We start from the raw sequence: 25593 nt of genomic DNA, 5'->3' as shown, positions 1-25593 counted from the left end.
CGCCACCCGATACGACAGGCGAACAGAACACTTCACAGGCTTCATCAAGCTCGCAGCAGCCATGATATGGATGCGATGAATGTCGATCGGTTCTAACGTTGCTTTGTCCTGCCGGCACGCCCTGCGGCAAAACCTAACGGAGCGATCATGGATCGATACTATCCGGTGGCCCTCGTGACTCTTATCAGTGGCCTCGTCGTATTTGGCATGGCACTTACCGTTTCGAGAATGCACCGAAAGACGGGCATCCGGGCTCCAACCATGACCGGCGATCCGAGGCTGGAGCGAGCTGTTCGAGCTCATTTGAACACCGTCGAATGGATGCCAATCTTCCTCCCTTCCCTATGGCTATTTGCAGTCTATTGGAGCGTAACGTGGGCTGCTGCTCTCGGCGCAGTTTGGGTCGTTGCTCGTATCGTTTATTTCATCGGATATCTGGCCGATCCCGCTAAACGTTTTTGGGGCTTTTTTATTCAAAGCATTGCAACCTTCACGCTCTTATTCGGAGCGCTCGGCAGGATCGTGTTCATCTGGGTCTCAAAATAGAATGAATTCGTCTCTTTTAGACAAGTTCAGCATCTGGTTACAAACTTTCGGCAGTCTTACGCCGAGTTCGGTAATTGCGATCTGCTTCGTGTTTTTGGCGATGTCCTTCATCATTCTTCCGCGTACGCCGCTCGTTTGTGTGGCCGGCGCAGTCTTTGGTTGGAAGGCTGCGGTGATCATTTTGTTGAGCGGAACCGTTGGCTCTGCGCTCGCTTTCCTGACATCTCGCTATGTCGCGTCGAACTGGTTTCGAAAGATTCTCGAGCGGAGGCCGAACTTCGGCGTCGTTGCACAGGCGGTGGACCAAGAAGGCTGGCGAATTGTCGCGTTGATGCGTCTAGGTGTGCCCATTCCGGGCGCCATCCAAAACTACCTGTTCGGTCTGACGAAGATTGACCTTTTAAGTTACTCGATCTCCACGTTCATTTTCACCGCGCCGCAAGTGTTTCTGTACACCCTTCTGGGCGCGACTGGCCGGGCCTCGCTTCTCGACGAACATCTCGGCGTATCGCTAACCGCGATGGTGCTGATTTTCGGAGTTGTTGCTTTGATAGCATGGCGGGTCAGAGCCTTGCTGTCGCAGCGAGCTCCGCTGGCTTAAACACCCGGATCAGTTCATGCGACTAAAGCAGACCTCGCGTCTATCATCCGGGCTTGCTTCATCCACGCTTCGCCTCGTTTAGAGCGTGCTCCAGCTTCGCCACGGTTATGATTGTCGGCTTCAATTCGGCGGGGGCGTCCCTGAAACCGCGCTTACTCAATCTGCCAACGACGCCGCACGGCACAGATTCCCAATTTGACGGATCAGTGTTGGTCCGGTCGCCGTCGATACACTTAAGAACATGCCCGTTGGGGATTACGCCATGTAATGCTTCCCAAAGCATCACATGCTTTGGAATCCACCCAGGTAGGCTACCCATGCGCGTGTGTTGGCCAGTCTTCACCAAGACATATCCAGATTGGATCACCTCGAATCCAATCGGCCTTTCGTTGGGGCGCCCTAGTTTTTTCCTGAAGCCCTTCTTCTTGGCGTGAAAATACAGCGCCTCTTCACTGAGGTCATACCGATTGAATTTTTTGACAAACTGTTTGTACAGCTTACGTCGAGACAGATCACGACCGCTCTTCAGAAACCTCAATTCTGTCGCGCTAAATTTCGTTGCTCTCATCGGCCCTCAACTAACTTGAGCGCCGTATCAGTCGCCGGCTTTTCCATCATCGACAGATACGGGCGCGGATCGGCGCCGTCGTGATCCGACACGAGTTTCGCCGCCTGTAACTGCACCGCTGCGGTACGTAGGATTTGATCTGCAACACCAACCATCGCCTCAGCGCGTTTGTGCTCCTGGTCAATCTTCTCGGGAGAATTATCCTCATCGGCAAGCCGCTCGATCTGCGCGAAGAGATGGTCGTTGAGATCACAAAGACGGTTCTTGGTCATACTGTTTCTCCGATGCGATGAATGCATCAGATGTCAGGTCGTTGGCTCCTGATAGATCGATCTCACGGGAACTCTCTGAATCCTCGATATACCTCCACAGAATGCGTTTGGGCGCTTACGCGCCCAGCCGCCTAGCAAGCTCGCATTCGCGAAACCGAGGTCGAGTGAAGGCCCTGGTTGTCGCGCTTATCCCTTTGGCCAAGGGAATTCAAAAATTAAGCTAGGTGCGCTCCGGGGATGCGGTCGCTGCTATACGAAAGCGCATCCTCAACGTGTTTCAAAATTTCAAGGACCGGGCCGATAGCAAGCAACGATTCTTCGTCCCGTTCTTTTGCGTAAAGAATATCAAGCGCCGCACTGACTAATTTGCAGGCACCGGCGACAGTGAGAGGTCGGTGGAATGCCAACTCTCTTTCCAGCTCTTCCTTCCTGTCTGCCAAGTCGGGTATGCCGTCCCGACCTTCATTTTGGGAGGCCCACCCCACGCGCAATTGCGCGCGAACAAGCACCCATTCATCGCAATAGCCGATCAAATCTTGATCTGGCTCTTTGGTCGGCAGAACCGCTATATTGTTTCGAGCCTGCGCCATGATATGTCCTCCCGCTAAGCGATCGAGGTTGGGGTTACGTCTTCGCGCAAGCCGCGATCATAAAGAAACTGCCAAACTTCCTTCCACCAACCCTGATCCGGGTGGACATCCATCGGCAATTGAACAGGGCAGCGCATCGATATCGCGTGATACTTGCCCCAGGTTTCCGTCATTCTTTCTTCGCCCGGTCCCTTCTCAATGACGCCCATGCGAAGAACACCGCCCTCCTTGAGGCGCTGAAACATTGCAGCCGGCTTCCATCCGATCGCCTGCATATCCTTTAGATATTCGAGCGGTCTTTCGTAGCGGCTCGGCAGTTCCTCTATTTCCGGTTTCTGACTGACGGCTGCAGCCGCGACGGTCGTCGCCGCTGTCGCAGCACCAGCAAGTCCGAGTATGGAAAGAAACCTTCTCCGCGATGTGATAGGAATCTGGTCAGCCTGCGGCATGATCTAGCCCTCCATCAATAGCGGCGACGTGGCCAAGGCCCGCAGAAAGCGGCCCGATGTATCAGGGATGCACCCCTGGTCGTATTCCAAAAGCCACGCCACGGCGGCAGCAAGTCCCGCCTTCGTTTCGGGTGATGTAGAGACGAGCAGTTCAGCCGCCTCTGTGTCTGCGATGATTGCGGCATCCAACCTATCTTCGGCCTCATGCGTGACCTTGCGTCCGTCTTTTTCCGCTTTCACCTCGTCAGCCGCCAGCGATGCATCCACGAACTCTTTGAATGCCGATCGGTGACGCTCAATTGCCGCCAAGATGGGATCGGTCGGCCGCGCGACCGCAACTGCCGGCAAAACAGAAGTAGCCATCGCACACGATAGAAAGAGTCGCCTAGTCGTATTTAAATCCGTCTCGGCTTGGGTCATGTGTAATTCCTCTGATGCTAGTGCTGGTTGGAAAGAAGGATGATCTCTGCGCGAGCGGCGCTAATCGTGCGAGAAGCTGCCGGCCAACTTTCGCTGTACGAAGCCAGTTCAATGGTGCGGGTCAGAACGGCGATGCGTGCGGCCTTCACGTCAGCCGGGATGTCGGCAATACGCGCGGCTTCGCGAGCCTCGGCCCACGCTGTCCGGAGTGCCCATCCGAAACACTTCCAGCCGATGCTGGAAAATTTGATTGCCGGATACTTGTAGGTCTCACGGAAGATGGCCCAGGCCCGTGCCATGATGGCCTTGCGGTTGAATTTGGGCATAGCTCCGCCGTTCACCGTGATGGTGCTTTTCGTGGTCATCCGGATTGCTTTCTAAGTGGCTAATTGATACTAAAAGTATCGCATGGGAGTAGGATGTGTGTCAATACTAAAAGTATCAATAAGACAGATTAAAGCAGCGAGAGCTTTGGCCGGCTGGTCTCAAGAAGACTTGGCGGAGGCTTCCGGCATATCCGTGCCGACGATTAAGAGGTTAGAGGCGGCCGATGGCGAGATTGGTGGCCGTCCAGAGACCGGCGCTGCGCTTGTCGCCGCCCTCGAAAAGGCCGGCGTCGAGTTCATCGCGGAGAATGGGGGCGGGGCTGGGGTGAGGATGAGGAAACGATCCGCAAGGGGAAAGCGTTAGCTCAGGTATAGTGCCTGACGGCTATGGAGTGTAAAGTTGAGCGTCGCCTTCACAAAGGAAGAGAGTGCTGAGACTGCTGCAGAAACGGTCCTGCCCGATCGTCCTATTTCGCCTCACCCAAACTTGGTGACCGAGCAAGGATTGGAAGCTCTCAACGATCTGCTGCGGGACGCGCACCAGGCGTACGAAGCTGCGCAGCAGATTGAGGATGTAAACGAACGTCGGAGGCAGGCATCAATTCCGGCACGTGATGTTCGGTATTTCTCAGAGCGAGTACGGACTGCTCAGCTCGTCGACGCGCCGTCCTCAAGTGCCGTTGTTGCTTTTGGGACTACGGTGACCTTCAGTCGCAACGATGGTCGCATTCAGAAATTCCGCATCGTTGGCGAAGACGAGGCCGATCCGAAAACAGGATCTATCTCTTACGTATCACCCATCGCTCGGCTTCTGTACGGCAAGGCTGTGGGAGAAGTTGCAGGCGAAGGCGACCATGAGGTCGAGATAGTCGCTATCTCTTAGCGGCACGTCACCCACGACCCACGCGTGCCGAAGCAATATGGGCCGGTAACGTCAAGGCAGCAGTCCCGTCTATTTGGCGTCGACTCAGGTTTCTAGGCTTCCGACTAAAGGTGAAGAAATGGAGGAATTGCGCGAGTGCCCGCGAGCCAATTTATGGCCCATCGCTTACCCAGTGCTTACCCATATCAGAATAAGGAGAGGGGCATCAAACGTAAGTATCTGATTTTGCTTGGCGCTCCCTAGGGGAATTGAACCCCTGTTTCAGCCTTGAGAGGGCCGCGTCCTAACCGCTAGACGAAGGGAGCGTATTGGAGGCAATAACCCCGAAATCGATACGCTGCAAGGTACCTCAGGATATCAGGGCTCGCGTGCGAAACTCAGTGTTCCGGTCGACCGCAGCGTACGCGGATCGAACGTCCGTATCTGGACGGAATCGCCGAGATCGAGGGTCACCACGAGTCGGTCACCTGTAACCGCAGTTGCGATGATCTTTGCGTCCTTCGGCAGGGTGGCGGTGACGTCGACCGCCGGCCTGCTTCCCTCAACGCGAAAAAAACGATAGCCGATGGCGACCAGGACGGCTCCAACGGCGAGGGCCGTGGTCAGCCCAGCGATCAACATCATCCGCCGAACCCTCGCGAACAGCGCGGCCTGTTCCGGCGTCGGTTCAGAGTTTAAAGTCTCAGTCATGCAAGGCTCAGCTCTTGAAGGCTCATCATCGGATCACAATCAAAGGCTGGACATCATTGTCACCGGCGACGAGGGGTCGGTGCGCCTTGACCGCGTCCTTGCCGTCCACAGTCCCGATTTGTCGCGATCACGCCTGAAATCCCTGATTCTCGCCGGCTGCGTCAGTGTTGTGAAAAAAGTTTCTGCTGCCGAGAGTGCGATAGGCCCGGCTCGTGTTTGCGACCCGGCTTATCATGTCGCTTCGGGAGATACGATCACAATCCTCGTGCCCCCGGCAATATCGGCCAAACCGAAAGGCGAGGCCATCGCGCTGGATATCATCTACGAGGACAACGATCTCATCGTCATTAACAAGCAGAAAGGTCTGGTGGTTCATCCCGGAGCAGGCCACCAGGCCGGGACGCTCGTCAACGCCCTCATCGCGCATTGCGGGGAGAGTCTGTCCGGCATCGGCGGCGTCTGCCGACCCGGCATCGTACATCGACTCGACAAGGACACCACCGGCCTCATGGTAGCCGCCAAGAATGACGCCGCACATAAGTCGCTGAGCGCGCAATTTGCGGATCACGGGCGTACGGGAGCGATGCGACGCGGTTACCTGGCTTTTGTCTGGGGACTGCCGAACCGTCCCCACGGCACGGTTGACGCTCCGATAGACCGGCACCCTTACGCACGCGAAAAGATGGCCGTACGTGCAGGCGGGCGGGAAGCGATTACCCACTGGGAGGTACTGCAGGCTTTCAACGGCCGGGACGGAAAACCGGTGGCCGCTCTTCTCGCCTGCCAACTCGCCACCGGCCGTACACATCAGATTCGGGTACATCTCGCCGACGCCGGCCACCCTCTGATGTGTGATGGCGTCTATGGATCGCATTTCAAGACCAAGGCCAATCATCTGGGGCCACGGGCCTCGGCTGCCCTAACCACTCTCGGGCGGCAGGCGCTTCACGCGTACCTTCTGGTCATCGAACATCCACGGACCGGAGAAATTCTGCGCTGGGAAGCAGGGTTGCCGGAGGACCTGTTTTTACTTCGATCGGCTTTAGCGGCGGCGGAATGACGCATATTTCAAAAAAACACAATCATACCAAACGGTTGATTCATTATCACGAAAACGTAATCACTTTTTGTTCTTCTTTTTTTGACCCGCCTAGTATATGCTGCACCTGCGTTGAACATCCAACGTGGAACATCGCAGCGTAGTCAGCTTTAACACAAGAGACTGCCTGCCAGGCTCGCCGCTATCGGGGGCCTGAACCAAGTGGAGGGCGCAACCATGGCCCGTACTGCTACCCTGCCGGTTCTCAACGGAGAATCGGGACTTTCTCGTTACCTTGCGGAAATCCGCAAGTTTCCGATGCTGGAACCGCACGAGGAGTATATGTTCGCGAAGCGTTTGCGCGAACATGACGACCGCGACGCGGCGCATCATCTCGTGACCAGCCACCTGCGGCTCGTGGCTAAGATTGCCATGGGCTATCGAGGCTACGGCCTGCCGATATCGGAAGTCGTTTCGGAAGGCAACGTCGGCCTGATGCAGGCGGTGAAGCGATTCGAGCCCGAAAAGGGCTTTCGCCTCGCCACATATGCGATGTGGTGGATCAAAGCGTCAATACAAGAGTATATCCTGCGTTCGTGGTCGCTCGTGAAGATGGGCACAACCGCGAACCAGAAGAAACTGTTCTTCAACTTGCGGAAGGCGAAGAGCAAGATCTCCGCACTTGATGAAGGCGATATGCGTCCGGATCAGGTCAAGCTCATTGCCAAGCGTCTTGGCGTCACGGAACAGGACGTCGTCGACATGAACCGCCGCCTTGGTGGCGATGCATCGCTCAACGCTCCGATTCGTGATGATGGCGAGGCCGGCGAATGGCAGGACTGGCTCGTCGATCATTCGCCTACTCAGGAAGCCATCCTGGCTGAACATGAGGAGTTCGATCATCGTCGTCGCGCATTGACCGGCGCAATGGGCGTGCTTAATCCGCGGGAGCGCCGCATCTTCGAGGCCCGACGCCTCGCAGATGAGCCGGTGACGTTGGAAGATCTCGCTGCCGAGTTCAATGTGTCGCGTGAGCGCGTAAGGCAGATCGAGGTTCGCGCCTTCGAGAAGGTTCAGTCAGCGGTGAAGACCTCGATCGCACGGCAGGAACAAGCTGCCATGGAAGCCGCCCGCTAAAGCTGGAAGCTTCCGTTTTGAGATGAGGGGCCGGTGGCGACGCCGGCCCTTTTTGTTTGTTCGTGGCCCGGAAGCCAGCGCTCCAGTCTTCAACGCTGCTTATGCCTTTTGATTCCACAGAATCTGTTGTGACAGCAAATCCGGGGCAATCGGCGGTGCAATGTCTCCGCATGACGCATACCGGTTTTTCCCCTCGTTCTTGGCTGCATAGAGCGCCTGATCGGCGGCGGCGAGCAGACGCTCCGAACAGGCTCCAATCTCCTGTGTCCATTGCGCAAGCCCGATGGAAGCCGCGATGGGAACATCGGCGCCGGCGCATCCGGCGGCGTCTTCGCGACAGGCATTCAGCACGCGCCGCGCGATCTCCGCACCTTCTCCCAGCGTTGTGGCGGGTAACAAGATACAGAATTCGTCACCGCCGGTACGCGCCAGCAGATCTCCGGGCCGCAGCTGCATCTGCGTCATCAGCGTGAAGTGCCGCAGGCAGGCGTCGCCGGCTGCATGACCGTGGGTATCGTTGATCTGCTTGAAGCCGTCGAGGTCGACCACGAGGATCACGAAAGGTTCGCCGCTGCGCTGCGACAGTGCACATGTTTCCTCCAGCCGCCCGAGCAATTGCCGCCGGTTCGCGACACCGGTGAGATCATCCACAAGCGCAAGGTCGACAACCTCGTTGCGTAGTCGCTCAATCGCCATCAAAAGGAACCCGAAGTTCCAGACCATCGACAGGAACATGAGGCCTAACGTCAAGGCAGCCTGAAAACCGTTGAAGTCGACGAAGGACATTCCGCCGCCAATCTGGAAAAATGCGCAGACTGACCTAATCACGGTGATGCAGATGATAAGTGCGCCAACAATTCCCGCGAGCTGGGCTCCCGAATTGATGCGGCCCTCCCTGCGCGACAGCACCATTTTCAACGTCAGGGCGATCGGTATCGCCTGAGCCGCTGAGTAGATGAAGATACGCATCGGCATGTCGTCGCGCACATATACGAAAAAGGAGAGTCCGGCGACGCTCACACCGACCGTGACAAAAGTCGTTTGCCAGGAGACAGGTCGTTCGTAGAAGCGTCGGATTCCCATCGTGCAGAGGCAGACCGCGAAGATCACCCCGCCGCCACCGATAACCAGGGGCAGCATTGAATCGACGTGATCGCGCAGTATGGGTATTGCGGTAAAAAAAGCGGCGACGAAGGACGCCGCTGCCCAATATGGTGCAGCCGCTAACGTCGGATAGCTCCGCATGACGTAGGTCCAGACCAGGCCCAACGCCAGGAAGTTCACGATAAACACCACCCACAGTGTCGGCACGCTCAGCATAGCAATTCCGGAGCCCGCGCCGCTCCGCCTTCCCCGGTATTCTTTGCGACTTTCCGTCTTTTCGACATCGTGCAACTGTAGCGATTAATGGAAGCTCACCGTGACGAGAAGACTCCTATCCATGGTTTTGAAATAATGAACGCCGGGTGGCCTGTCCCCGGTTCGATTTTCACGCAATTCGCTCGCACGCTGAGTAACTTGCTCCTCTGAATTTCCTCCAAGTCTGGTAGAGTCCGATCATGGGACGGACGCTGGGCATCTACTTAAACTTCCCTCCTTATTAAGTTTGCCTTTCGCGAAATCACCGGACACCCAACCGACTTGCGTCGGGGGTAAATCAGCCTGAATTTGTCCGGAGTTCCGACCCGGGGAAGGCGTTCCCGATTCAAAAAGCCCGCCGGTGAAGGGGGTACACCGACGGGCCAGGAGCGGACGAGGGATAGAGGCAATTAGCCCGTCCAGCCAGTTAACTCATGCAATGTAGCAGGGTTCCTGGTTCAAGCCGTCCAGTGACAAGCGCACACGTTACAGCCAACAAAAACGGGCCAGCGAAGGGGCCAAGAACAGCCCTGCCGGTTTTGGAGTTGTTTTGATCTCAGACGAAATATATTGCCACTATGTTGGTCACCCGAGGAGCCCTCGAGGGCGAAATAAAGCTGCGAGGCGGAATCGCGCGGGCTCGCTGTCAGGGCAAAGCCGCACACCTGCTGTGAGTGATGCGTCAGCCGCACTCAGACCCTGTAAGCTGCCCATGGTAAGCGTCGACCGAAACAGGTTCGCAACCGGCAAAAAGAGGTTTTTGCAAGATTTGGTTTCGGCGGGGTTCCCTTTTTTGAGGGCGCATGTAAAGATATATTTTTTATGTATCATTTTAGGAAGCGTTCCACTTTTAAATCTGCTAGAACGACATGCAAAAAACCTTCTCTGGGGCTAGCATTGGACTTGCGTAGAAAACGCGACAACGAGCGAAAATGAGATAAGCGACGGCGTCCATTATGATGGCCGGTAGCGTGGGATTTAACAGACTTCGGCGGAGTTGGCTTGAGCGGTCAGACACAAAAGGAAAGGCACGACGATGGAAAGTATGGGCAAAGGAAGACTCGTTATTTTAGTTGCGCTGACAGGCATACTGATAGCTACAGGCGTGTGGATGATCTTGATCTTGAATCAGACCTCCGAAGTCGAGATAGGAAAACATGGCTGGATCGCGCTTGGTCTTGGCACGTTCTTTTCGATCGTCATCGGATGTGGATTGATGGCCCTGATGTTCATTAGTAGCCGCAACGGGCACGATGAAGCAGCGGATCCTTTTCGGAAACGACCGCCTTCGAATTAAACCGGGCGCATGGACGAGTTCGTGTCTTGGCGACCTGAGTGATACTGTCTGGTTTGGCTAACCAGTATTGATCACCTGCGGGGGCTTTATCAGCCGCCGACATCCCCGTTCGCAACTCGACGTTGGATCAAGCGCTCGCTTGGTCCTGAAAATCAAGGCCGAGGTCGAGAATGCCGACGCTGTGCGTGAGCCAGCCGATCGAAATGAGATCGACGCCCGTTGAAGCGATCGCTGACGCCGTTGCCGGCGTAATGCGGCCGGAAGCTTCGGTCACGGCGCAACCTCCGACCATCGCAACGGCTTCCCGGAGCATCTCGGCGGTCATGTTATCGAGCAGCACGGCATCGACACCCTGATCGAGTGCTTCACGCAATTGATCGAGCGTATCCACTTCTAGCTCGATTTTGACGAGATGGCCGACGCTGTTCTTTGCGCGCTTCAGCGCTTCGGTGACGCTGCCGGCGATGGCAACGTGATTGTCTTTGATGAGAACCGCATCGTCGAGACCGAACCGGTGGTTGCTGCCTCCGCCGACGCGGACCGCGTATTTTTCGATCGCGCGTAATCCCGGCGTCGTCTTGCGCGTGCAGACCACTTTCGTCTTGTGGTCTTGAATCGCGGTGACAACGGACGCTGTCGCCGTGGCGATTCCGCTCAAACGGCACAGGTAATTCAGTGCGACCCGTTCCGCTGTCAAAATCCCCCGCGCCGGACCCGACAAGGTCGCGATCACCGCACCGGGCTCGACGACCGCACCGTCGTCGTGCTCGATACGCATCTGGATTGCCGGGTCGATGAGTTCGAAGGCGAGCCGAGCAAGATCGAGCCCGGCAACGGTGCCTCGCTGGCGAGCGACAATATGGGTCGTGGCCCGGTGGCCAACTGGTACGATCGCGTCGGTCGTGAGATCGCCCGCGCGGCCGATGTCTTCAAGCAAGGCCATACGAACCAGTGGTTCGATCATGATGCGCGGGAGGGCAGGGAGCGACATTGTGTCCTTGCGTACGAGCTAACTAACTAACTAACTAACCAAATCGGGAACGCAGTCTTGTGCGGCGTCGAACGCATCGCAAAGACGCAATGTTGTTCGCGTCGCTCGGATTGCTCGCTCGGGACAGTCGGTGCGCGCATGGGCGCCGCGGGTTTCTTCACGGCGAAGCGCCGAGATCACGATCATCAGGGCGACGATAGCTGGGTCGCCTGCTGCCTGTTGGGAGGCGGCGAGCGGGAAGAGCGCGCGCGCGGCTGCACGCAGCTTGTCGCCATCTCGCAAAACTCCGGCGGCGTGGGACAGAATCGGCCGGATCAAGGTCGGATCGCAGCCGGCGCCTGCATCCGTCATTCTGGGGGGACGTCGTTTCGCAGGCGCCGTGGCGGCAATATCCTGAGCGACCAGACCGGCGCACACGACCGCCTCCAGAAGCGAGTTGCTCGCGAGCCGGTTTGCCCCATGAAGGCCGGTGCAAGCGGCCTCACCGCAGGCCCAGAGACCTTCAACGGATGTTCTTCCGTGTTTATCGACGGAAATTCCACCCATGTGATAATGCGCGGCGGGACGAACCGGGATCGGCTGTGTCAGGGGATCGATCCCTGCATTGCGACAAAACGAGGTGATCGCCGGGAAGCGTCGGGTGAAGTCGATCCCTCGGAGGTTCCGCGCATCGAGAAATACCCGATGTTCTGCGGCCATATGTCGCCAGACGGCGCGCGCGACGACATCGCGCGGCGCAAGCTCCGCGCCGGGCGTATCCGCCATGAAACGATCGCCGTTTTCGTCGATGAGAGTCGCACCTTCGCCGCGCACCGCTTCGCTGATCAGTTTCAGCGGGAAGGAGCCGGTATCGAGCGCCGTCGGATGAAACTGGATAAATTCAAGATCGGCCATGGTGGCGCCGGCGCGCGCCGCGAGCGCTAGTCCTTGCCCGCACGATCCCGCCGGATTGGTTCCGTGCAGAAATAATCCGCCGATGCCTCCGGTCGCGATGACGATGTGACCGGTGGCGTAAGCAACCAGATCACGCTCGGTCTGGCAGACGACCCCTCTCACCGTATTGTCCTCGACGATCAAACGCTGTGCGCTGGTCGCCTCGCATACAGTGATCGAAGGCGTCTCATAGACCTTGCGGACCAGGGTACGAATGATGTCGTGGCCGCTCGCATCACCTCCGGCATGGACAATCCGGCGGCGCGAGTGGGCTGCCTCAAGGCCAAGCGCGAGGTTGCCGTCGGTATCGCGATCAAAAACTACGCCGAGCTGCATAAGCCGCTCGATCGCAGCCGGCGCACCGGCGAGGATTGTCGCAGCAACGCGCTGGTCGCAAAGCCCGTCACCGGCGGCGAGGGTGTCGGCCAGATGCAGCGATGCGTTGTCGTCCGGTCCGATGCTTGCGGCAATGCCGCCTTGTGCGAGGATGCTCGATGTCTCGAGACCCAACGGCGCGCTGCTCAAAAGCAGCACCGGTCGCGGCGCCAGTGCGAGCGCTGTCATCAGGCCGGCAAGGCCGCCGCCGATAACGACCGCGGCGCCGTTGGTGTCATGCAGCGCGGTCATCCGACAGCTAGCATTCGCTCGACAGAGAGGCGTGCGCGCGCAGCGATGCCCGGGTCGATCGTGACCTCGTGCTGCATCGTCTCCAGCGCGTGGCGAATATTACCGAGCGTGATCCTCTTCATGTGCGGGCACAGATTGCAGGGACGAATGAATTCCAGGCCAGGATGATCAGTGGCGACATTGTCGCTCATCGAGCATTCCGTCAGGAGAACGACCCGAGGCGGCCGTCGGGTCGCGACATAGGAAGCCATGGCGGCGGTCGATCCGGCGAAATCGGCTTCCGCGACAACCTCCGGCGGGCATTCCGGATGTGCCAGCACGACCACGCCGGGGTAATCGTCGCGCAACTGCCGCACCTCGTCGGCGCTGAAGCGCTCGTGCACTTCGCAATGCCCGGTCCAGGCGATAATCTTGACGTGGGTTTCGGCAGCGATGTTCTTCGCCAGAAATTCGTCGGGCAGCATGATGACACGTTCGACGCCGAGGGACTCGACAACGGCCTTTGCATTGCCCGACGTGCAGCAGATGTCCGACTCGGCCTTCACCGCGGCCGAGGTGTTCACGTAAGTGACGATCGGAGTACCGGGATAGGTTTTTCGTAGAAGTCGCACATCTTCGGGCGTAATCGAGTCGGCGAGTGAGCAGCCGGCGCCAGTGTCAGGAATCAGGACCGTTTTTGACGGATTCAGCAGTTTGGCTGTTTCGGCCATGAAGTGCACCCCGGCGAGCACAATCACGTCGGCTTCCACCTCCGTTGCCTTGCGGGCCAGCGCGAGGCTGTCGCCAACGATATCGGCCACGCCGTGGAAGATCTCCGGCGTCTGATAGTTATGCGCAAGCACGACTGCGTTGCGGCGCTTCTTCAGTTCGATGATCGCATCAACGTCCTCGGCGAAAGCGGGCCATTCGATCCGGGGGATCGCGTGCCGCACTTTGGGATAGATTCGGGCCGATGGCCGCAGTTCCAAAACGGACGACATGACTATACTCCACTCGGACGCCTATTATACTGATGTTGAGTATAAGTGTTGTCAAGTCCCCAAGACGGGTAATTTGGTCCCGGCAATCGCACGCTCAGCCAACACGGCGCGGCGGAAACGGAAGAGTTTTGCTGGCCGTCCCCCGGTCTCCTGGCTGGTCTCGCCGGTATCCTCCACCAACTCCTGCTGCTCGATCAAACGACGAAAGTTCGGTTTATGCACAAGTTTTCCCGCCAGAGCTTCAACGCACCGTTGCAATTGCAGCAATGTGAACGTCTCGGGCATTAGTTCGAATACGACGGGGCGGTATTTGATCTTGGCGCGAAGTCTGGCGATGCCGGTCGCCAGAATCCGTCGATGGTCGAGGATCATGGGATCACCCGGCACGGACGCGGCCGTCGAAGCGGGCGGGCCATCGCCACGGAGGGCTTCCGGGATCAGTCGTGCCTCGTACATAAGCTCGTACCTTTGCAGGACGAGTTCCTCGTTCCAGATGTGGTCGTCCAACCCAAACAGCCTCGCCGCTCGCTGCCGGCGATTGCTTCGCGCTGTCCGGTCCGGTGCTTCTGCGATCCACGCCGCGAGGCCGGACCGCAGCGTTTTCTCCATCATTGGCGTACCGAGGCGATGGTCCTCCCAAGGGAAATAATCATACCAACTGCGCCAACTCGTTTCATATTGGTTGGACCCGGCCTGCTCGCGGGTGAGGCCGAGATAACTGATCGAGATGACGCGCTGGTCGGCGGCGCTGGTGCGATCCCGATCCGCGAAGGTGTAAAGCTGCTCGACATAGCCTAGCGGCAGCCCTGTCTGGCGTTCGACCCAAGCCCGCAATCCCGATTGCAGAGAGCGATGAGCCAGTTCGAACGGACCCGATGGCAACGCATTCTGATCCTGGATTGTCAGAACACGGGGGTCTCCGGCAGTCACCGCCACTAGGAGCGCAATGAGGTCCGCCGCAATTGCCTGTGGGGAGGCAGGAGACGCCGAGTGCACGGGCACCTTGGATTTGACAAGCGGATCACTCATCGCAAGCGGTCATCATCGAACGTGCTCATGCACTGAGATCGGGTGCGTCCGGTGCGGACATTAAAGAATGCTCATATGGGCAGTATTTCGCGGAACATTCAACAGGATGTCCCGGCTCATGAAATGCTGCTCCCTGCATCGGATATCGTGCCCCGCGTCGTGAGCGTTGCGTTAGACCTGATCGCAAGATAGTCATGCGGCCTGGATCACCCTCTCTCTGCCCTACGGCCAGCCATGATTCGTCACATCGTTTTATTCACTGCGAAAGACAAAGGCGATATCGACAAAATAATCGACGGCCTGTCGCCGCTTGCCACAATCCCGCACGCGCGCCGGCTCGAGGTGGCGCGCAACCGAAAGACCGATCAGCTCGGCAACGACATCGACGTCGTGGTTTATGGCGAGTTCGACAGCGAGGCGGAACTTGCAGCTTACAAGGCGCATGATCTCTACCAGGCATCGACGAAGCGGGTGCAGCCGCTTCGGGACATGCGATTTGCAGCCGATTACGATGTGCCGGCCGATTAGCTTGTAGCGGGACTGCCGCCGCTGGCGAGGTTAAGCGCAACACATGACGATGCACGGAATTTATACGAAAGATTTACAGTCGCTCGCGGACAGGGGGCGTCTCCGGACGTTGCGCGGGCGCGCGGGCATCGATCTCGCATCGAACGACTATCTCGGATTGGCTGAATCCGCGGAATTGCGACAAGCTGCTGCGGATGCGCTGGCCCGAGGAGTGCCGGTCGGGTCGGGTGGATCGCGTCTGTTGCGCGGCAATCATCCTGAACATGAAGCGCTGGAACGCGAAGCCGCAGCCTTCTTCGGCGCTGAATCGGCGCTCTATTTTGGCGGTGGCTACGTCGCCAACTTCGCCATCTTCTCGACCCTGCCGCAACGCGGTGATCTCGTCGTGCATGACGAGCTGATCCACGCCAGCGTCCATGACGGCGTTCGTCTTGGCCGCGCTGAATCCGTCGGCGCCCGGCATAACGATGCCGATGCGTTTGATGCGGCGATCGTGAAATGGCGCAAGGCCGGCGGCAAGGGGCGGCCCTGGTTGTCGGTCGAAAGCCTTTACAGCATGGACGGTGACAATCCGAACCTCGCTGACCTGTTGGCTGTCGCGGACCGGCACGAGGCAATGGTCGTGATCGACGAAGCCCACGCGACCGGCGTGCTCGGGCCGCAGGGGCGGGGGCTTGCCGCGCCGTTCGAAGGACGCGACAACGTCATCACGCTGCACACGTGCGGCAAGGCGCTCGGAACGTCGGGCGGCTTCATTCTTGCGCCGAAGATCATCCGCGACTTCCTGATCAATCGCGCGCGGCCGTTCATCTATGCCACCGCGCCTTCGCCTCTCACCGCCGCGGTAACGCGTTCAGCGCTCGAACTTTCTCACACCAATTCCGTGCGGCGTGAGCGCTTGGCGCATCTGGTGCAATTTGCCGGCAACGAACTGCGTCGGTGCTGCAATATCGAGCCATCCGGCTCGCAGATTATTCCGGTGATTGTCGGTGCCGATCAGGTGGCGGTGGAGCTGGCGGCCTCGTTGCAGCGCAGAGGCTTCGATATACGGGCGATCCGCCCGCCGACGGTTCCTGAAGGCACGGCGCGATTGCGCATCGCGTTGACGCTCCATGTCAACGAGACAATCGTCGCGGACTTGTTCGCGGCTTTGGCAGAAGACATGCGGTTGGCTGCGTGAGCGCGCGGATCGTCGTCAGCGGGACCGATACCGACGTCGGCAAGACGGTTTTCTCGGCTGCGCTTGCCGGGGCTCTCGACGGGTATTACTGGAAGCCGATCCAATCGGGACTGGACGAGGAAACCGACTCGCAAACCGTATTGCGCCTGTCGGGACTCGCGCCCGAGCGCGTATTGCCGGAGGCCTATCGGTTGCGGACGCCGGCGTCTCCGCATTTCGCCGCCGAGCTAGACGGCGTAACTATCGAGCATCGGACGCTGGAGGTGCCGAGCGCGGATCGCCCCCTGGTGATTGAAGGCGCAGGTGGTTTGTTGGTGCCGCTGACGCGCAGTGTTACCTATCTTGATCTCATGGCGAGGTGGCGCCTGCCGGTGGTGCTCTGCGCCCGAACGGCTCTCGGCACCATCAACCACAGCCTGTTGTCCATCGAGGCGCTGCGGGCGCGCGACGTTACGATACTCGGCGTCAGCTTCATCGGAGAAGAGAACGTCGAAACCGAACGGATCATCATCGATATGGGAAAGGTGAAACGTCTGGGCCGGTTGGGTTATGTCATGCCATTGACCGCCGCTACCTTGCGTAAGGCTTTTGCCGACGGTTTTGATATCGGCGATTTCGTCAAAGAGCGGGCACGATGAAGCCGGCATCTCCCGTCTGGCACCCATTCACCCAGCACGCGCTGCAGCCGGAGGCGATATCAATCGCCAGGGGCGAGGGTGCCTGGCTTGAAACATTTGACGGCCGCCGCATCTTCGATGCGATTTCCTCGTGGTGGGTGGTGACGCACGGTCATCGTCATCCGCATATCGTGCGGGCGATCAAGGATCAGACCGACCGTCTCGATCAGGTGATCTTCGCTGGCTTCACCCACGAACCCGCCGAAAGGCTCGCGCGACAGCTTGTTGCGATAACGCCGCGAGGGCTCGACTACGTTTTCTTTTCCGATAGCGGCTCAACGTCGGTGGAAGTCGCGCTGAAAATGGCGCTTGGTTTCTGGCGGAACCGGGGTGAGCAGCGCAGTCGTATTCTGGCGCTGGAAGGGGCCTATCACGGCGACACCATCGGCGGCATGTCGGTGGGTGAACGAGGCATTTTCAACGCGCCGTACGATCCGCTGTTGTTCGATGTGGAGCGGATTCCCTTTCCCTGCGAGGGCCGTGAACAGGCCACGCTGGACGCAATCACGATGACGTGTCGGAACACCGGCGTGGCGGCGCTGATCGTGGAGCCCCTTATCCTTGGCGCCGGCGGCATGCTGATCTATCCGGCCTGGATTCTGGCGGAGATGAAGCGGATCTGCGAGGCTCACGGCGTTCTGTTCATTGCCGACGAAGTCATGACGGGGTGGGGTCGCACCGGAACGCTCTTCGCCTGCGAGCAGGCCGACGTGACGCCCGACATCGCCTGTTACTCCAAGGGCCTGACCGGCGGTTCGCTACCGTTGGCGGTAACGCTGTGCCGCGCGGATATCTTCGATGCCCACTATTCAACGGATCGCAGCAAGACCTTTTTTCACTCCAGTTCCTACACCGCGAATCCGATCGCCTGCGCGGCCGCCTGCGCGAATCTAGAGATCTGGCGAAGCGACCCGGTGATGGAGCGCATCGCCGCCGTCGCGCGCGCGCAAACCCGCGGTCTTGACCGCTTTCGCGAGGATCGGCGTTTTATCAACGTCCGTCAGATCGGAACCATCGCAGCGCTGGATGTCGTCGCGGATGACGCTGGCTATCTGGCCGGCATCGGGCCGCGCCTTTACGACGGCTTCTTGAGCCGCGGGTTCCTGGTCCGGCCGCTCGGTAACACGATCTACCTCATGCCGCCGTATTGCAGCACGCCGCACGAACTCGACAGCGTCTTTGACGCGATCGGCGAGATTGCCGACGAGGTCGGATGACCAGGCGACATCGCTGCGGCAGCTGACATCAGAAGCGGGGCTCCATGGTTTGATCTGACGCGTTTTCTTCACGCGAACCGGTATCCCCTTCGCTCGAAAACGCTATCGTTCGCGCTACGAGCCGAGCGCGGCGATCAGCCGGGCCGCGTGATCCTGGAGCACCTTGACGTCCTCCTGCTGGCTCTGGGGCGGCAGAAGCGCCACTCCCGATTTCATCGGTATGACGTGCATATGCAGGTGAAACACCACCTGTCCGCTGACGGCTTCGCTGAACTGCTGGATGATGGTGCCTTCGGCGTCGAAGGCCTTCATGGCCGCCACCGCGATCGTCTTGCTGCTTCGCGCGACTTCCGCCAGATCATCCGCTGAAATGTCGAAGATTCCGCGGGCGGGGGCCTTCGGGATCACCAGTGTGTGGCCCGGCGTGCGCGGCATGATGTCAAGGAACGCGAATGTATGCGCATTCTCGTAAACCTTGAAGCACGGCAGCTCGCCGCGAAGAATCTTCGCGAAAATATTCTGGTCGTCGTAGGCTGGCACTAGTCTCATTAAGTCCATCCCGGCTTGTTCAAGCTGCGTTTAGCCCCATTCTGCTCGGTAAATGCCGACGCAACCGTTGTCCTCTGAATTCGCCGCGCGCCGAACCCAATGTCTCCGACCCGCTTTAATTTTTTGCAAGACGCGGTTTGAAAGCTCCAGCGCTTTCGACCTGCCGGTTCACGGAAAGAAAATGCGTCGAACCACAGAGTGCCCTGTTTCTTCCATCAGAATCAGATGGCTCTAATCCCGATTGCGCGGCCGATCCATCAGCTTTGTCAGGCCAAGCCGTCTGATCCGCTCGCGCGTAAGTTGATCCCGTGCGCCTTCCTTGATCAGTAAGTCGATCAACTCCAGCCGCTTTGATTCATCCGTCGCCTCGGCGAGAAGGTCTCGATAGCGCTTGTAGTCGTATCCATCGTCCGTTTCATCCATGGGAGGCCTTGTAGTCTCCTCTTGCCTGTGAGCCCATACCTACGCGGAGGCTTGCGATCACGCCACGCACGGTTTTGCCCGATCGACGCGCTTGCACGCGGTGAGCGTTCCCTCGCACCAAGCAGTCAATTGCAGGGATGCGGGCGGCCATCCTGCCCTCGGTATGTGGCAGCGCCCTGGTCGCAATGCACGCTGATCGGTCCGTCGTAATAGGCGAAGGGTTGATCCGGCGTGACGGCAGGCCCGTAGTTGTGGAGGTAGATATCGGTCTCGGCCGGATGGGTGTGATGGTGGTGCTTGTGGTGACGATGCCCCGCCCCTGCGGACGTTGAGATGCCCATCGAAACCACGACGGCTGCCAAAATCCTCGCCGGCAGAATATTGAAGAGAATCATCGGACTTATCTCCTGTGCTGAGGATAGAGCGTCGGATCCTGCGTACAGCTTATTGGAGATATCTGTAAAAGCAGAAAAGAGAAATTGTTGTGGGCTGGTTCCATGTTCGGGCCGGCCTCAGCCGCTGTCAATGCCCCAGGGGTTGAAGCAGAGGAACTCTGGGCGGACTGGAAGGACTCATCGCGCGTGGCAGGCGGGGCGGCTCGAACTGGGTCTCCCGAGTGCGGTCCGGCAGGGGGGCGGGCGAGCGCGGGACAACGCCGCCGGATAGTGGTATTCGACCTGCAATACGACAAATTCCCGGAAAGGACGCTCCCCGATGACGCTGCACACAGGACGACATATTCTTCAGATTCCAGGCCCAACCAATGTGCCTGACCGCGTGCAGCGCGCCATCGATATGCCCGTCCTGGATCATCGCGGTCCGGAGTTCGCGGTGCTGGGCCATGAGGTGCTGGCCGACGCCAAGCGGGTTTTCCGCACCAAGCAGCCGGTCATCATCTATCCGTCGTCGGGCACTGGTGCCTGGGAAGCCGCGATCGTCAACACCCTGTCGCCGGGCGATAAAGTGCTGATGGCGGAGACCGGCCAGTTCGCGACGCTATGGCTTACCATGGCCAACAAGTTCAAGCTCGATGTCGATGTGCTGCCGACCGACTGGAGGCGCGGCGCCCCCCTGGACTTGATCGAGGAGCGGCTCAAGGCCGATCGGGAGCACAAGATCAAGGCCGTGATGATCGTGCACAACGAGACATCCACGAGCTGCGTCACCCATCCGCTTGAGGTTCGCAAAATCCTCGACCGCGCCAAACATCCGGCGCTGCTGCTGGTCGACACCATCTCCGGCCTCGGCGCGCTGGAATATGAGCACGATGCCTGGGGTATCGACGTGTCGATCGCAGGTTCCCAAAAGGGCATGATGTTGCCGCCCGGTCTTGGTTTCAACGCGGTGTCTGAAAAGGCTCTGGCGGCCTCAAAGTCCAACACGTTGCCGCGCGCTTATTGGGACTGGCATCCGGTGATAGCCAACAACGTGGAGGGCTCGTTTCCCTACACGCCGGCCACCAATCTACTTTACGGTCTGAAGGTTGCGATCGCCATGATGGAGGAGGAGGGTCTGGAGAATGTATGGGCTCGCCACAAGCGTCACGGCGCTGCGACGCGGGCTGCCGTGAAGGCGTGGGGGCTGGACCTCGTCTGTCAGGACCCGCACGCCTATTCGCCGGCGCTGACAGCCGTCATGATGACTGACGGACACGACGCCGACGCGTTCCGCAAGGTGGTGCTCGACAATTTCGACATGTCGCTCGGCGCTGGCCTCAACAAGATCAAGGGCAAGGCTTTCCGCATTGGTCATCTCGGTCATCAGAACGACCTGATGTTGATGGGAGCCCTGGCAGGCATCGAGATGAGCCTAGACATCGCCAAGGTGCCGCATCGCGCGGGCGGCGTCGCTGCGGCGATGGAGGTGCTCAAAGGGCACGAGGCTTCGCCGATGTTGAAAGCGGTCGTGGCCTGATTAGAGCCACCTCGATCGTCGGGGCTCGCTACAATGCGGCGCTCCGACGATCTTTGAGGGAAGCAGCATAAACGAAGAACGGGCACATAGCCGCTCTCACGGCGGTCCACGGAGATCGTCTCTCCGTTCTCAAAGGCGGTATTGCTCCTCCGACCGTTCACCCCTCCGCATCCTCCTGAGCGAAGCCGAGATGTCCAAGGCTGACATTCGGCGGAGGCATGCATGGTCCTTTTTAGGAGGTCGCACACACCATCCTGTCGGAAAATCCACAAACCTGTTTTGATTTTACTCATGAAAATTGGCTTCGTTCTGCCGAATTAGAGATGTTGCATTGCTCGTTTGCGTCTTGAAAAGGCACGCCTTTCGTATCGTTCGATCTTCCTCAATTCCGCGTTCAGCCGAATGCTGTCGTCAAGCGTTCGATCGCTTTTGAAAAAGCGATCGAATATTGCAGCCTTAACTTTCCTCACTTGCAGAAGGGTCAATTGCGCGTAGGCGGCTTCAACGCTGGCGAACGTGGGATCGTCCTGGTTCGTATCCTTCGAAAGAAGGCGCGCGAATTCCTCGATCTCGTGTCTGAATGGTGAGTCGGTGCGCGCCAATCCGTGCTGAAGTGCATTCTTCGCTGCCCGTGTTTTGCCGGCTTGAGAAATTGGTCCGGTGCTTCTTTGGGCATTTTTTCGATTCGCGGCGATCTGTCGAGCCGAGGCCATGGTGAGTTACTCCGCTGCCTCTTTGAATGCGCCCAATTCACCCTCAATGAGACGGGTTGTTGATTTTTTCAACTGTCGTGCAGCTAGCTCGTTACGACGGTCGATTTCCCGAAGCGCCATCAATCTTCGGATTTCGTAGGACGCAATTCGCTGTTCCATCGCGTCGATCTCTGCCGCGCCTTTGCGGTAGGCGAGAGCCAACACCGTCGAAGATGAATATCCTCGCGCCTCCAAATCGGCGTCGATTTCCTTGCGTGCGGCCGGATCACCTAACCAGCGCTGAGCCTCACGGTCAGCGCCGAGAAACCGGTCCACTGTTGTCAGGCTTTCAATTGACCCGCTGAGCTTTTTGTATGCCGTTTTCAACAGGTCTAGAACAACCTCCTTTTTGTAAAGTCTGATGATGTCAGCCAAAATCAAACGCTCGCGGCGGATTTGCCAAGACAAATCCACGAAATCCTTCAGATAGAGTTTGTTGATAACATCAGGCTGGGACATCGTGCTGACGACGCTGTCATAGAACGCGTCGTAGTCTTCCTGCTTCTCGTCACCGACCAGCGGGGCATCACCCAGAAAGCGGTCAAGGTCTGAACGAAACTGTGGCGATTTGACAATCGGTTTGGGCATCCCGTTTCCCAACCTTCGTGACGCGACATCCACGAATCAGAACAAGCTTATTCCTTTCCCTCCACTTGAAAAATTCATCTGAATTGATCGAAGTCGGCATTTCTAGTTTTCCACAGAGAGTTTAGGTCGCTCCATGTGGTCGCCGAGTTGGCTCAGGTTATCGACCAGAGGGTCCTGTGGCAGACCCTGACCCTGACCTTCTTCATGATCTGATCAGGAGGCGTTGACGAGCCGCCTTATCTGGTCTGGCCGGCACTGCTTGCCATCACCTCTGGGGCGCGTTCTTAGAGGTTTCTGTCACCTAAGACGCGCGGTTGAGAAAGATCGGTAGCCCTCGCTTACCCGAGTAGATGGGACGATAGCGTTCAATGTTGTATGTGGTGGCGACGTCCAATTTACGTGGGCCCAGCTTCGGGTCAGGGATTGGCACGAGGTCGTAGCGGCCCTCGACTAGAGCGGACATCAGGCCGGTCCTGCCTTCCAGAACGGCATCGTAGGCCATGTTTCCGAAAGTCAGGGCGACAAGTTTGTCGATGAAATCCGGATCCCCAGATCGCAGGTCATAGGTGAGGTCAGATACGATCGTCTCCTCGCCGGCACGCCGCTTGATCTCGTCTGCAAGAGTTTCGGCGACGCTCGCCTTCTTGCGGTGACCATAGGGGTCCGGCTCGCCGTACTCCTGCACTTTGTAGCCCTCCCACTCGGCACCCTCGCTGAGCACGACCAACGCGTAGTTGCTTGGGTTGGCTCGCTTCTCCTCGAGGAGCAATTGGATCAGCTTGTCGAGATTGACCTTGTACTCTGGGATGACGCACCGGATTGAGGTCGCGTACGCGGTAAAGAGCGCCGAAAACCCGGCATCGCGGCCGAAGACCCGGAAAATGCCAATGCGCTCATGCGAGCCGACCGTGGTGCGCTGCCGCTGAATGGCGTCGCTCGCTCGCGTGATCGCGGTCGAGAAGCCAATGCAGTACTCGGTGTTGCGAACGTCGTTGTCCATGGTCTTTGGGATGGCGATGATCTTGACGCCGACTTCGTCGAGCTTGGCCGCATAACTGAGCGTGTCGTCGCCACCTATGGCGATCAGGTGCTCTATGCCAAGTCCTGACAAGTTTGCGAGCACCTGGCCGGTCAGGTCCCAGGTCTTGGTGTCGGTGCCGCCGTTGGTATTTGTGGTAACTGGTAGGTCCGTGCCAACCAGATGGTCTGGCAGCTTTTTCATTTTGGACGGATTGGTGCGGCTCGAGTGCAGCACAGTGCCGCCGTGCCGGTCGATGGTGCGTGTGTTGTCGCGGTTCAGCGGGATTAGGTAGCGAGACCTGCTGGTCGGGTCCTCCAGGTTCAGATGAGTCAGGGCCTCCCAACCACGGCGGAGACCGACGACCTCGATATCGTCCTCACTGCCGCGATAGGCGACGGTCTTGATGATTGTGTTTAAACCGGGGACGTCGCCGCCGCCTGTGAGAATGCCAATGCGTTTTCTCGCCAAGCCCACCTCCGATTAAATATGCACAGCCTATCGCGCATTACTTGGGCGCTTATCTCGTGAAAATGCTTTGAAGGGACGCGCTGTCTGGCTCAAGCCTACATGAAAAGGTTCTTTCTGAGCCAGGGGCATTCCTTGTGGCGGGAGCGCTAACCGATGGCGGTGTCGCCCATAGCACGCTGCCATGCCTCGGTATTGGCGATCTCGCAGTGACGTTGAGTTTTTTAACTACCTCGATGGTGCTGATCCGGCCATCCCGAACCGGCTTCCGCAATTACGGCTTGTTCAATTCAGATTCTCGGTTAATCTGTGATTTTTTATGACGCTTCTGTCCCCAGGAGCGGGAATGTTTCTTCTCTACAAATTTCTACGAAGCTTTTTCATCAAGAGGTTTCGCCAATGAATTTTCAAGGAGTAGTAGCGAAAGTTTCTAAAGGTGACCTTCATTACGCGCTGGGCCGGTTCCGAACTGTGCGTTTAGCCTATGGCGCCATGAGGCGACTGACGGATGGCCGGGTTTCTTTGCAGCAGAACGGATGTTCTTCAACACTATTTCCCGATGCTGACATCAAGAACATTGTTCAAACCATCTCGAAAGAAGCGGTGTTCCTAGGCTTGAACCTTCCGGCAAATATAGTCGCCGAGATTGAATCCTTTGCGCGCTCTGAACCGCTTCACACCAATTACGACCCGCATGGCCCCACTTTCCAGTATGCAGACGTCCGCCGAGGCAAGGCCCCAGACGGAAGATCAGTTCCGATAGGTGGCATTCGCGAGCCGACCCGATGCCCTGCTGTGCAGGCCGTCGTAAATGATCCCGTCCTGCGATCCATCGTCCGAAATTATCTTGGGCACGAGCCGCGTGAGGTGATGACGATTATCAATTGGAGCTTCGCGTCTGACTTTTCGGACGAGGAGCGACGACGACTAAGGCATCACGTGATTGATTACCATTATGACGTTGGCGGATACAATTTTGTCTATGCCAACTTTTACATCACCGATACCGATTGCTATTCTGGAGCGCATGTCATGATGAAGCGTTCACACAATCGAAAGCCGCTTCGTATGCTTCTCGGCTCGGCGTCCGCGAGCGAAGCCCGTGTGCGTAAGCAATTTGGAATTGAGAACGAAATCACTATCGAGGGCCCGGCGGGAACCGGCTTCGTTCAGGACACATCATGTTATCACCGTGCAACTCCGCCAACTCACGGTGATCGTCTCATGCTTGCCGTACGCTTCATCAACTAAAGTGAACCGCCCCGGGTTTGCCGGAGGCTCCAACTCTTGAGAGGATGGAGCCACCATGAGTAAGACGACCAACAAGTTTCCGCCTGAGGTCCGCAACCGCGCTGTCCGACTGGTCCTTGATCACGAGCACGAGCATCAGTCGCGATGGGCTGCGATTACCTCGGTTGCCGCGAAGATCGGCTGCACAGGCCAGACATTGAACGACTGGGTGAAGAAGTCGGAGGTCGACACCGGCAAGCGTCCTGGCGCATCGACGGACATGACCGCCAAGATGAAGTCTTTGGAGCGCGA

General features: G+C 58.2%; 31 protein-coding genes and 1 tRNA gene. 14 read left to right on the top strand and 18 right to left on the bottom strand.

Annotation, left to right across the window (positions count from 1 at the left end):
* Positions 1-147 precede the first annotated feature (147 nt).
* Positions 148-546, top strand: coding sequence for an MAPEG family protein (locus GGQ85_RS18165; protein ID WP_309775719.1), 399 nt, complete (start codon positions 148-150; stop codon positions 544-546).
* A gap of 1 nt (position 547) precedes the next feature.
* Positions 548-1147 carry a TVP38/TMEM64 family protein gene (locus tag GGQ85_RS18160; RefSeq protein ID WP_309775718.1) on the top strand — a complete coding sequence of 200 codons (600 nt, stop codon included), beginning with the start codon at positions 548-550 and terminating at the stop codon, positions 1145-1147.
* Positions 1148-1205: 58 nt separating this feature from the next.
* On the opposite strand, the gene GGQ85_RS18155 is transcribed toward GGQ85_RS18160, so the two are convergent.
* The 6 genes from GGQ85_RS18155 to GGQ85_RS18130 all read right to left on the bottom strand — a co-directional run bounded on the left by GGQ85_RS18155 (position 1206) and on the right by GGQ85_RS18130 (position 3811).
* Positions 1206-1715, bottom strand: a complete 510-nt coding sequence (locus GGQ85_RS18155; RefSeq protein ID WP_309775717.1) for an HNH endonuclease — start codon at positions 1713-1715, stop codon at positions 1206-1208.
* Positions 1712-1987, bottom strand: a complete 276-nt coding sequence (locus GGQ85_RS18150; RefSeq protein WP_309775716.1) for a hypothetical protein — start codon at positions 1985-1987, stop codon at positions 1712-1714. Before GGQ85_RS18150 ends, GGQ85_RS18155 begins: the two co-directional genes overlap by 4 nt.
* Positions 1988-2202: 215 nt before the next feature.
* Positions 2203-2577 (bottom strand): hypothetical protein, encoded by a 375-nt coding sequence (locus tag GGQ85_RS18145; RefSeq protein WP_309775715.1) that lies wholly within the window; start codon positions 2575-2577, stop codon positions 2203-2205.
* 14 nt (positions 2578-2591) lie between these two features.
* Positions 2592-3026 (bottom strand): hypothetical protein, encoded by a 435-nt coding sequence (locus tag GGQ85_RS18140; protein ID WP_309775714.1) that lies wholly within the window; start codon positions 3024-3026, stop codon positions 2592-2594.
* A 3-nt stretch (positions 3027-3029) separates the two neighbouring features.
* Positions 3030-3446: a hypothetical protein gene (locus GGQ85_RS18135; RefSeq protein ID WP_309775713.1), complete on the bottom strand. Its 417-nt coding sequence runs from the start codon at positions 3444-3446 to the stop codon at positions 3030-3032.
* Positions 3447-3463: 17 nt separating this feature from the next.
* Positions 3464-3811: a hypothetical protein gene (locus tag GGQ85_RS18130; RefSeq protein ID WP_309775712.1), complete on the bottom strand. Its 348-nt coding sequence runs from the start codon at positions 3809-3811 to the stop codon at positions 3464-3466.
* A 58-nt stretch (positions 3812-3869) separates the two neighbouring features.
* Here GGQ85_RS18130 and GGQ85_RS18125 point away from each other — a divergent pair, with 58 nt between their 5' ends.
* Both GGQ85_RS18125 and greA read left to right on the top strand, forming a co-directional pair.
* A complete protein-coding gene (locus GGQ85_RS18125; protein ID WP_309775711.1) occupies positions 3870-4136 on the top strand; it encodes a helix-turn-helix domain-containing protein in 267 nt (88 codons plus the stop codon).
* A gap of 36 nt (positions 4137-4172) precedes the next feature.
* Positions 4173-4655, top strand: a complete 483-nt coding sequence (greA, locus tag GGQ85_RS18120; protein ID WP_309775710.1) for a transcription elongation factor GreA — start codon at positions 4173-4175, stop codon at positions 4653-4655.
* 230 nt (positions 4656-4885) lie between these two features.
* Here the strand turns inward: greA and GGQ85_RS18115 are convergent.
* Together GGQ85_RS18115 and GGQ85_RS18110 are read right to left on the bottom strand one after the other, a co-directional pair.
* Positions 4886-4960: transfer RNA gene (locus GGQ85_RS18115), tRNA-Glu, on the bottom strand.
* A gap of 52 nt (positions 4961-5012) precedes the next feature.
* Positions 5013-5345, bottom strand: coding sequence for a hypothetical protein (locus GGQ85_RS18110; protein WP_309775709.1), 333 nt, complete (start codon positions 5343-5345; stop codon positions 5013-5015).
* On the opposite strand from GGQ85_RS18110, the gene GGQ85_RS18105 reads away from it, so the two are divergent.
* Both GGQ85_RS18105 and rpoH read left to right on the top strand, forming a co-directional pair.
* Positions 5344-6405, top strand: coding sequence for an RluA family pseudouridine synthase (locus GGQ85_RS18105; protein WP_309775708.1), 1062 nt, complete (start codon positions 5344-5346; stop codon positions 6403-6405). The genes GGQ85_RS18110 and GGQ85_RS18105 overlap by 2 nt on opposite strands.
* A 216-nt stretch (positions 6406-6621) precedes the next feature.
* Entirely contained in the window at positions 6622-7521 is a 900-nt protein-coding gene (gene rpoH / locus GGQ85_RS18100) for an RNA polymerase sigma factor RpoH (RefSeq protein WP_309775707.1), read from the top strand.
* A 99-nt stretch (positions 7522-7620) separates the two neighbouring features.
* On the opposite strand, the gene GGQ85_RS18095 is transcribed toward rpoH, so the two are convergent.
* Positions 7621-8841, bottom strand: coding sequence for a GGDEF domain-containing protein (locus GGQ85_RS18095; RefSeq protein WP_309775706.1), 1221 nt, complete (start codon positions 8839-8841; stop codon positions 7621-7623).
* A 1084-nt stretch (positions 8842-9925) separates the two neighbouring features.
* Between GGQ85_RS18095 and GGQ85_RS18090 the strand changes: the two genes are divergently transcribed.
* The gene (locus tag GGQ85_RS18090) at positions 9926-10177 is read left to right on the top strand and encodes a hypothetical protein (RefSeq protein WP_374708921.1); all 252 of its coding nucleotides are present in this window, start codon (positions 9926-9928) and stop codon (positions 10175-10177) included.
* A 127-nt stretch (positions 10178-10304) separates the two neighbouring features.
* Here GGQ85_RS18090 and nadC read toward each other — a convergent pair whose 3' ends face one another.
* The 4 genes from nadC to GGQ85_RS18070 are packed head-to-tail and all read right to left on the bottom strand — an operon-like array spanning position 10305 to position 14737.
* Complete coding sequence (gene nadC / locus GGQ85_RS18085) at positions 10305-11168, bottom strand: carboxylating nicotinate-nucleotide diphosphorylase (protein ID WP_309775705.1); 864 nt, start codon at positions 11166-11168, stop codon at positions 10305-10307.
* Positions 11169-11198: 30 nt separating this feature from the next.
* Positions 11199-12728, bottom strand: coding sequence for an L-aspartate oxidase (locus GGQ85_RS18080; RefSeq protein WP_309775704.1), 1530 nt, complete (start codon positions 12726-12728; stop codon positions 11199-11201).
* On the bottom strand, positions 12725-13708 hold the full coding sequence (nadA, locus tag GGQ85_RS18075) for a quinolinate synthase NadA (RefSeq protein WP_309775703.1): 984 nt from the start codon (positions 13706-13708) through the stop codon (positions 12725-12727). Before nadA ends, GGQ85_RS18080 begins: the two co-directional genes overlap by 4 nt.
* 51 nt (positions 13709-13759) lie before the next feature.
* Positions 13760-14737, bottom strand: coding sequence for an NUDIX hydrolase (locus tag GGQ85_RS18070; protein WP_079447474.1), 978 nt, complete (start codon positions 14735-14737; stop codon positions 13760-13762).
* A 234-nt stretch (positions 14738-14971) separates the two neighbouring features.
* Between GGQ85_RS18070 and GGQ85_RS18065 the strand changes: the two genes are divergently transcribed.
* From GGQ85_RS18065 to GGQ85_RS18050, 4 genes are read left to right on the top strand one after another with little or no spacing between them, the layout of a single operon-like run.
* On the top strand, positions 14972-15265 hold the full coding sequence (locus GGQ85_RS18065) for a Dabb family protein (protein WP_079447473.1): 294 nt from the start codon (positions 14972-14974) through the stop codon (positions 15263-15265).
* A gap of 43 nt (positions 15266-15308) precedes the next feature.
* Complete coding sequence (locus GGQ85_RS18060) at positions 15309-16445, top strand: 8-amino-7-oxononanoate synthase (RefSeq protein ID WP_173815998.1); 1137 nt, start codon at positions 15309-15311, stop codon at positions 16443-16445.
* Complete coding sequence (gene bioD, locus GGQ85_RS18055) at positions 16442-17083, top strand: dethiobiotin synthase (RefSeq protein ID WP_309775702.1); 642 nt, start codon at positions 16442-16444, stop codon at positions 17081-17083. The genes GGQ85_RS18060 and bioD overlap by 4 nt, the downstream gene beginning before the upstream one ends.
* Positions 17080-18339 (top strand): adenosylmethionine--8-amino-7-oxononanoate transaminase, encoded by a 1260-nt coding sequence (locus GGQ85_RS18050; RefSeq protein WP_309775701.1) that lies wholly within the window; start codon positions 17080-17082, stop codon positions 18337-18339. Before bioD ends, GGQ85_RS18050 begins: the two co-directional genes overlap by 4 nt.
* 114 nt (positions 18340-18453) lie before the next feature.
* On the opposite strand, the gene GGQ85_RS18045 is transcribed toward GGQ85_RS18050, so the two are convergent.
* The 3 genes from GGQ85_RS18045 to GGQ85_RS18035 all read right to left on the bottom strand — a co-directional run bounded on the left by GGQ85_RS18045 (position 18454) and on the right by GGQ85_RS18035 (position 19706).
* The gene (locus GGQ85_RS18045) at positions 18454-18879 is read right to left on the bottom strand and encodes an HIT family protein (RefSeq protein WP_309775720.1); all 426 of its coding nucleotides are present in this window, start codon (positions 18877-18879) and stop codon (positions 18454-18456) included.
* Between the two features lie 240 nt (positions 18880-19119).
* On the bottom strand, positions 19120-19311 hold the full coding sequence (locus tag GGQ85_RS18040; protein ID WP_309775700.1) for a hypothetical protein: 192 nt from the start codon (positions 19309-19311) through the stop codon (positions 19120-19122).
* 125 nt (positions 19312-19436) lie between these two features.
* A complete protein-coding gene (locus GGQ85_RS18035) occupies positions 19437-19706 on the bottom strand; it encodes a hypothetical protein (RefSeq protein ID WP_309775699.1) in 270 nt (89 codons plus the stop codon).
* A 319-nt stretch (positions 19707-20025) separates the two neighbouring features.
* On the opposite strand from GGQ85_RS18035, the gene GGQ85_RS18030 reads away from it, so the two are divergent.
* A complete protein-coding gene (locus GGQ85_RS18030; protein WP_309775698.1) occupies positions 20026-21225 on the top strand; it encodes a pyridoxal-phosphate-dependent aminotransferase family protein in 1200 nt (399 codons plus the stop codon).
* A gap of 719 nt (positions 21226-21944) precedes the next feature.
* Here GGQ85_RS18030 and GGQ85_RS18025 read toward each other — a convergent pair.
* Both GGQ85_RS18025 and GGQ85_RS18020 read right to left on the bottom strand, forming a co-directional pair.
* Positions 21945-22565, bottom strand: coding sequence for a hypothetical protein (locus tag GGQ85_RS18025; RefSeq protein WP_309775697.1), 621 nt, complete (start codon positions 22563-22565; stop codon positions 21945-21947).
* Between the two features lie 301 nt (positions 22566-22866).
* A complete protein-coding gene (locus GGQ85_RS18020; RefSeq protein ID WP_309775696.1) occupies positions 22867-24054 on the bottom strand; it encodes a 6-phosphofructokinase in 1188 nt (395 codons plus the stop codon).
* 306 nt (positions 24055-24360) lie between these two features.
* Between GGQ85_RS18020 and GGQ85_RS18015 the strand changes: the two genes are divergently transcribed.
* Both GGQ85_RS18015 and GGQ85_RS18010 read left to right on the top strand, forming a co-directional pair.
* Positions 24361-25302 (top strand): hypothetical protein, encoded by a 942-nt coding sequence (locus GGQ85_RS18015; RefSeq protein ID WP_309775695.1) that lies wholly within the window; start codon positions 24361-24363, stop codon positions 25300-25302.
* 55 nt (positions 25303-25357) lie between these two features.
* A partial coding sequence (locus tag GGQ85_RS18010; protein ID WP_309775694.1) for a transposase occupies positions 25358-25593 on the top strand: 236 nt, incomplete at its 3' end.

The sequence above is a fragment of the Nitrobacter vulgaris genome (assembly GCF_031453995.1).
Lineage (GTDB): Bacteria > Pseudomonadota > Alphaproteobacteria > Rhizobiales > Xanthobacteraceae > Nitrobacter > Nitrobacter vulgaris.
Note: the sequence above shows the minus strand (reverse complement) of the source record. Positions and strands in the feature narration are given on the sequence as shown.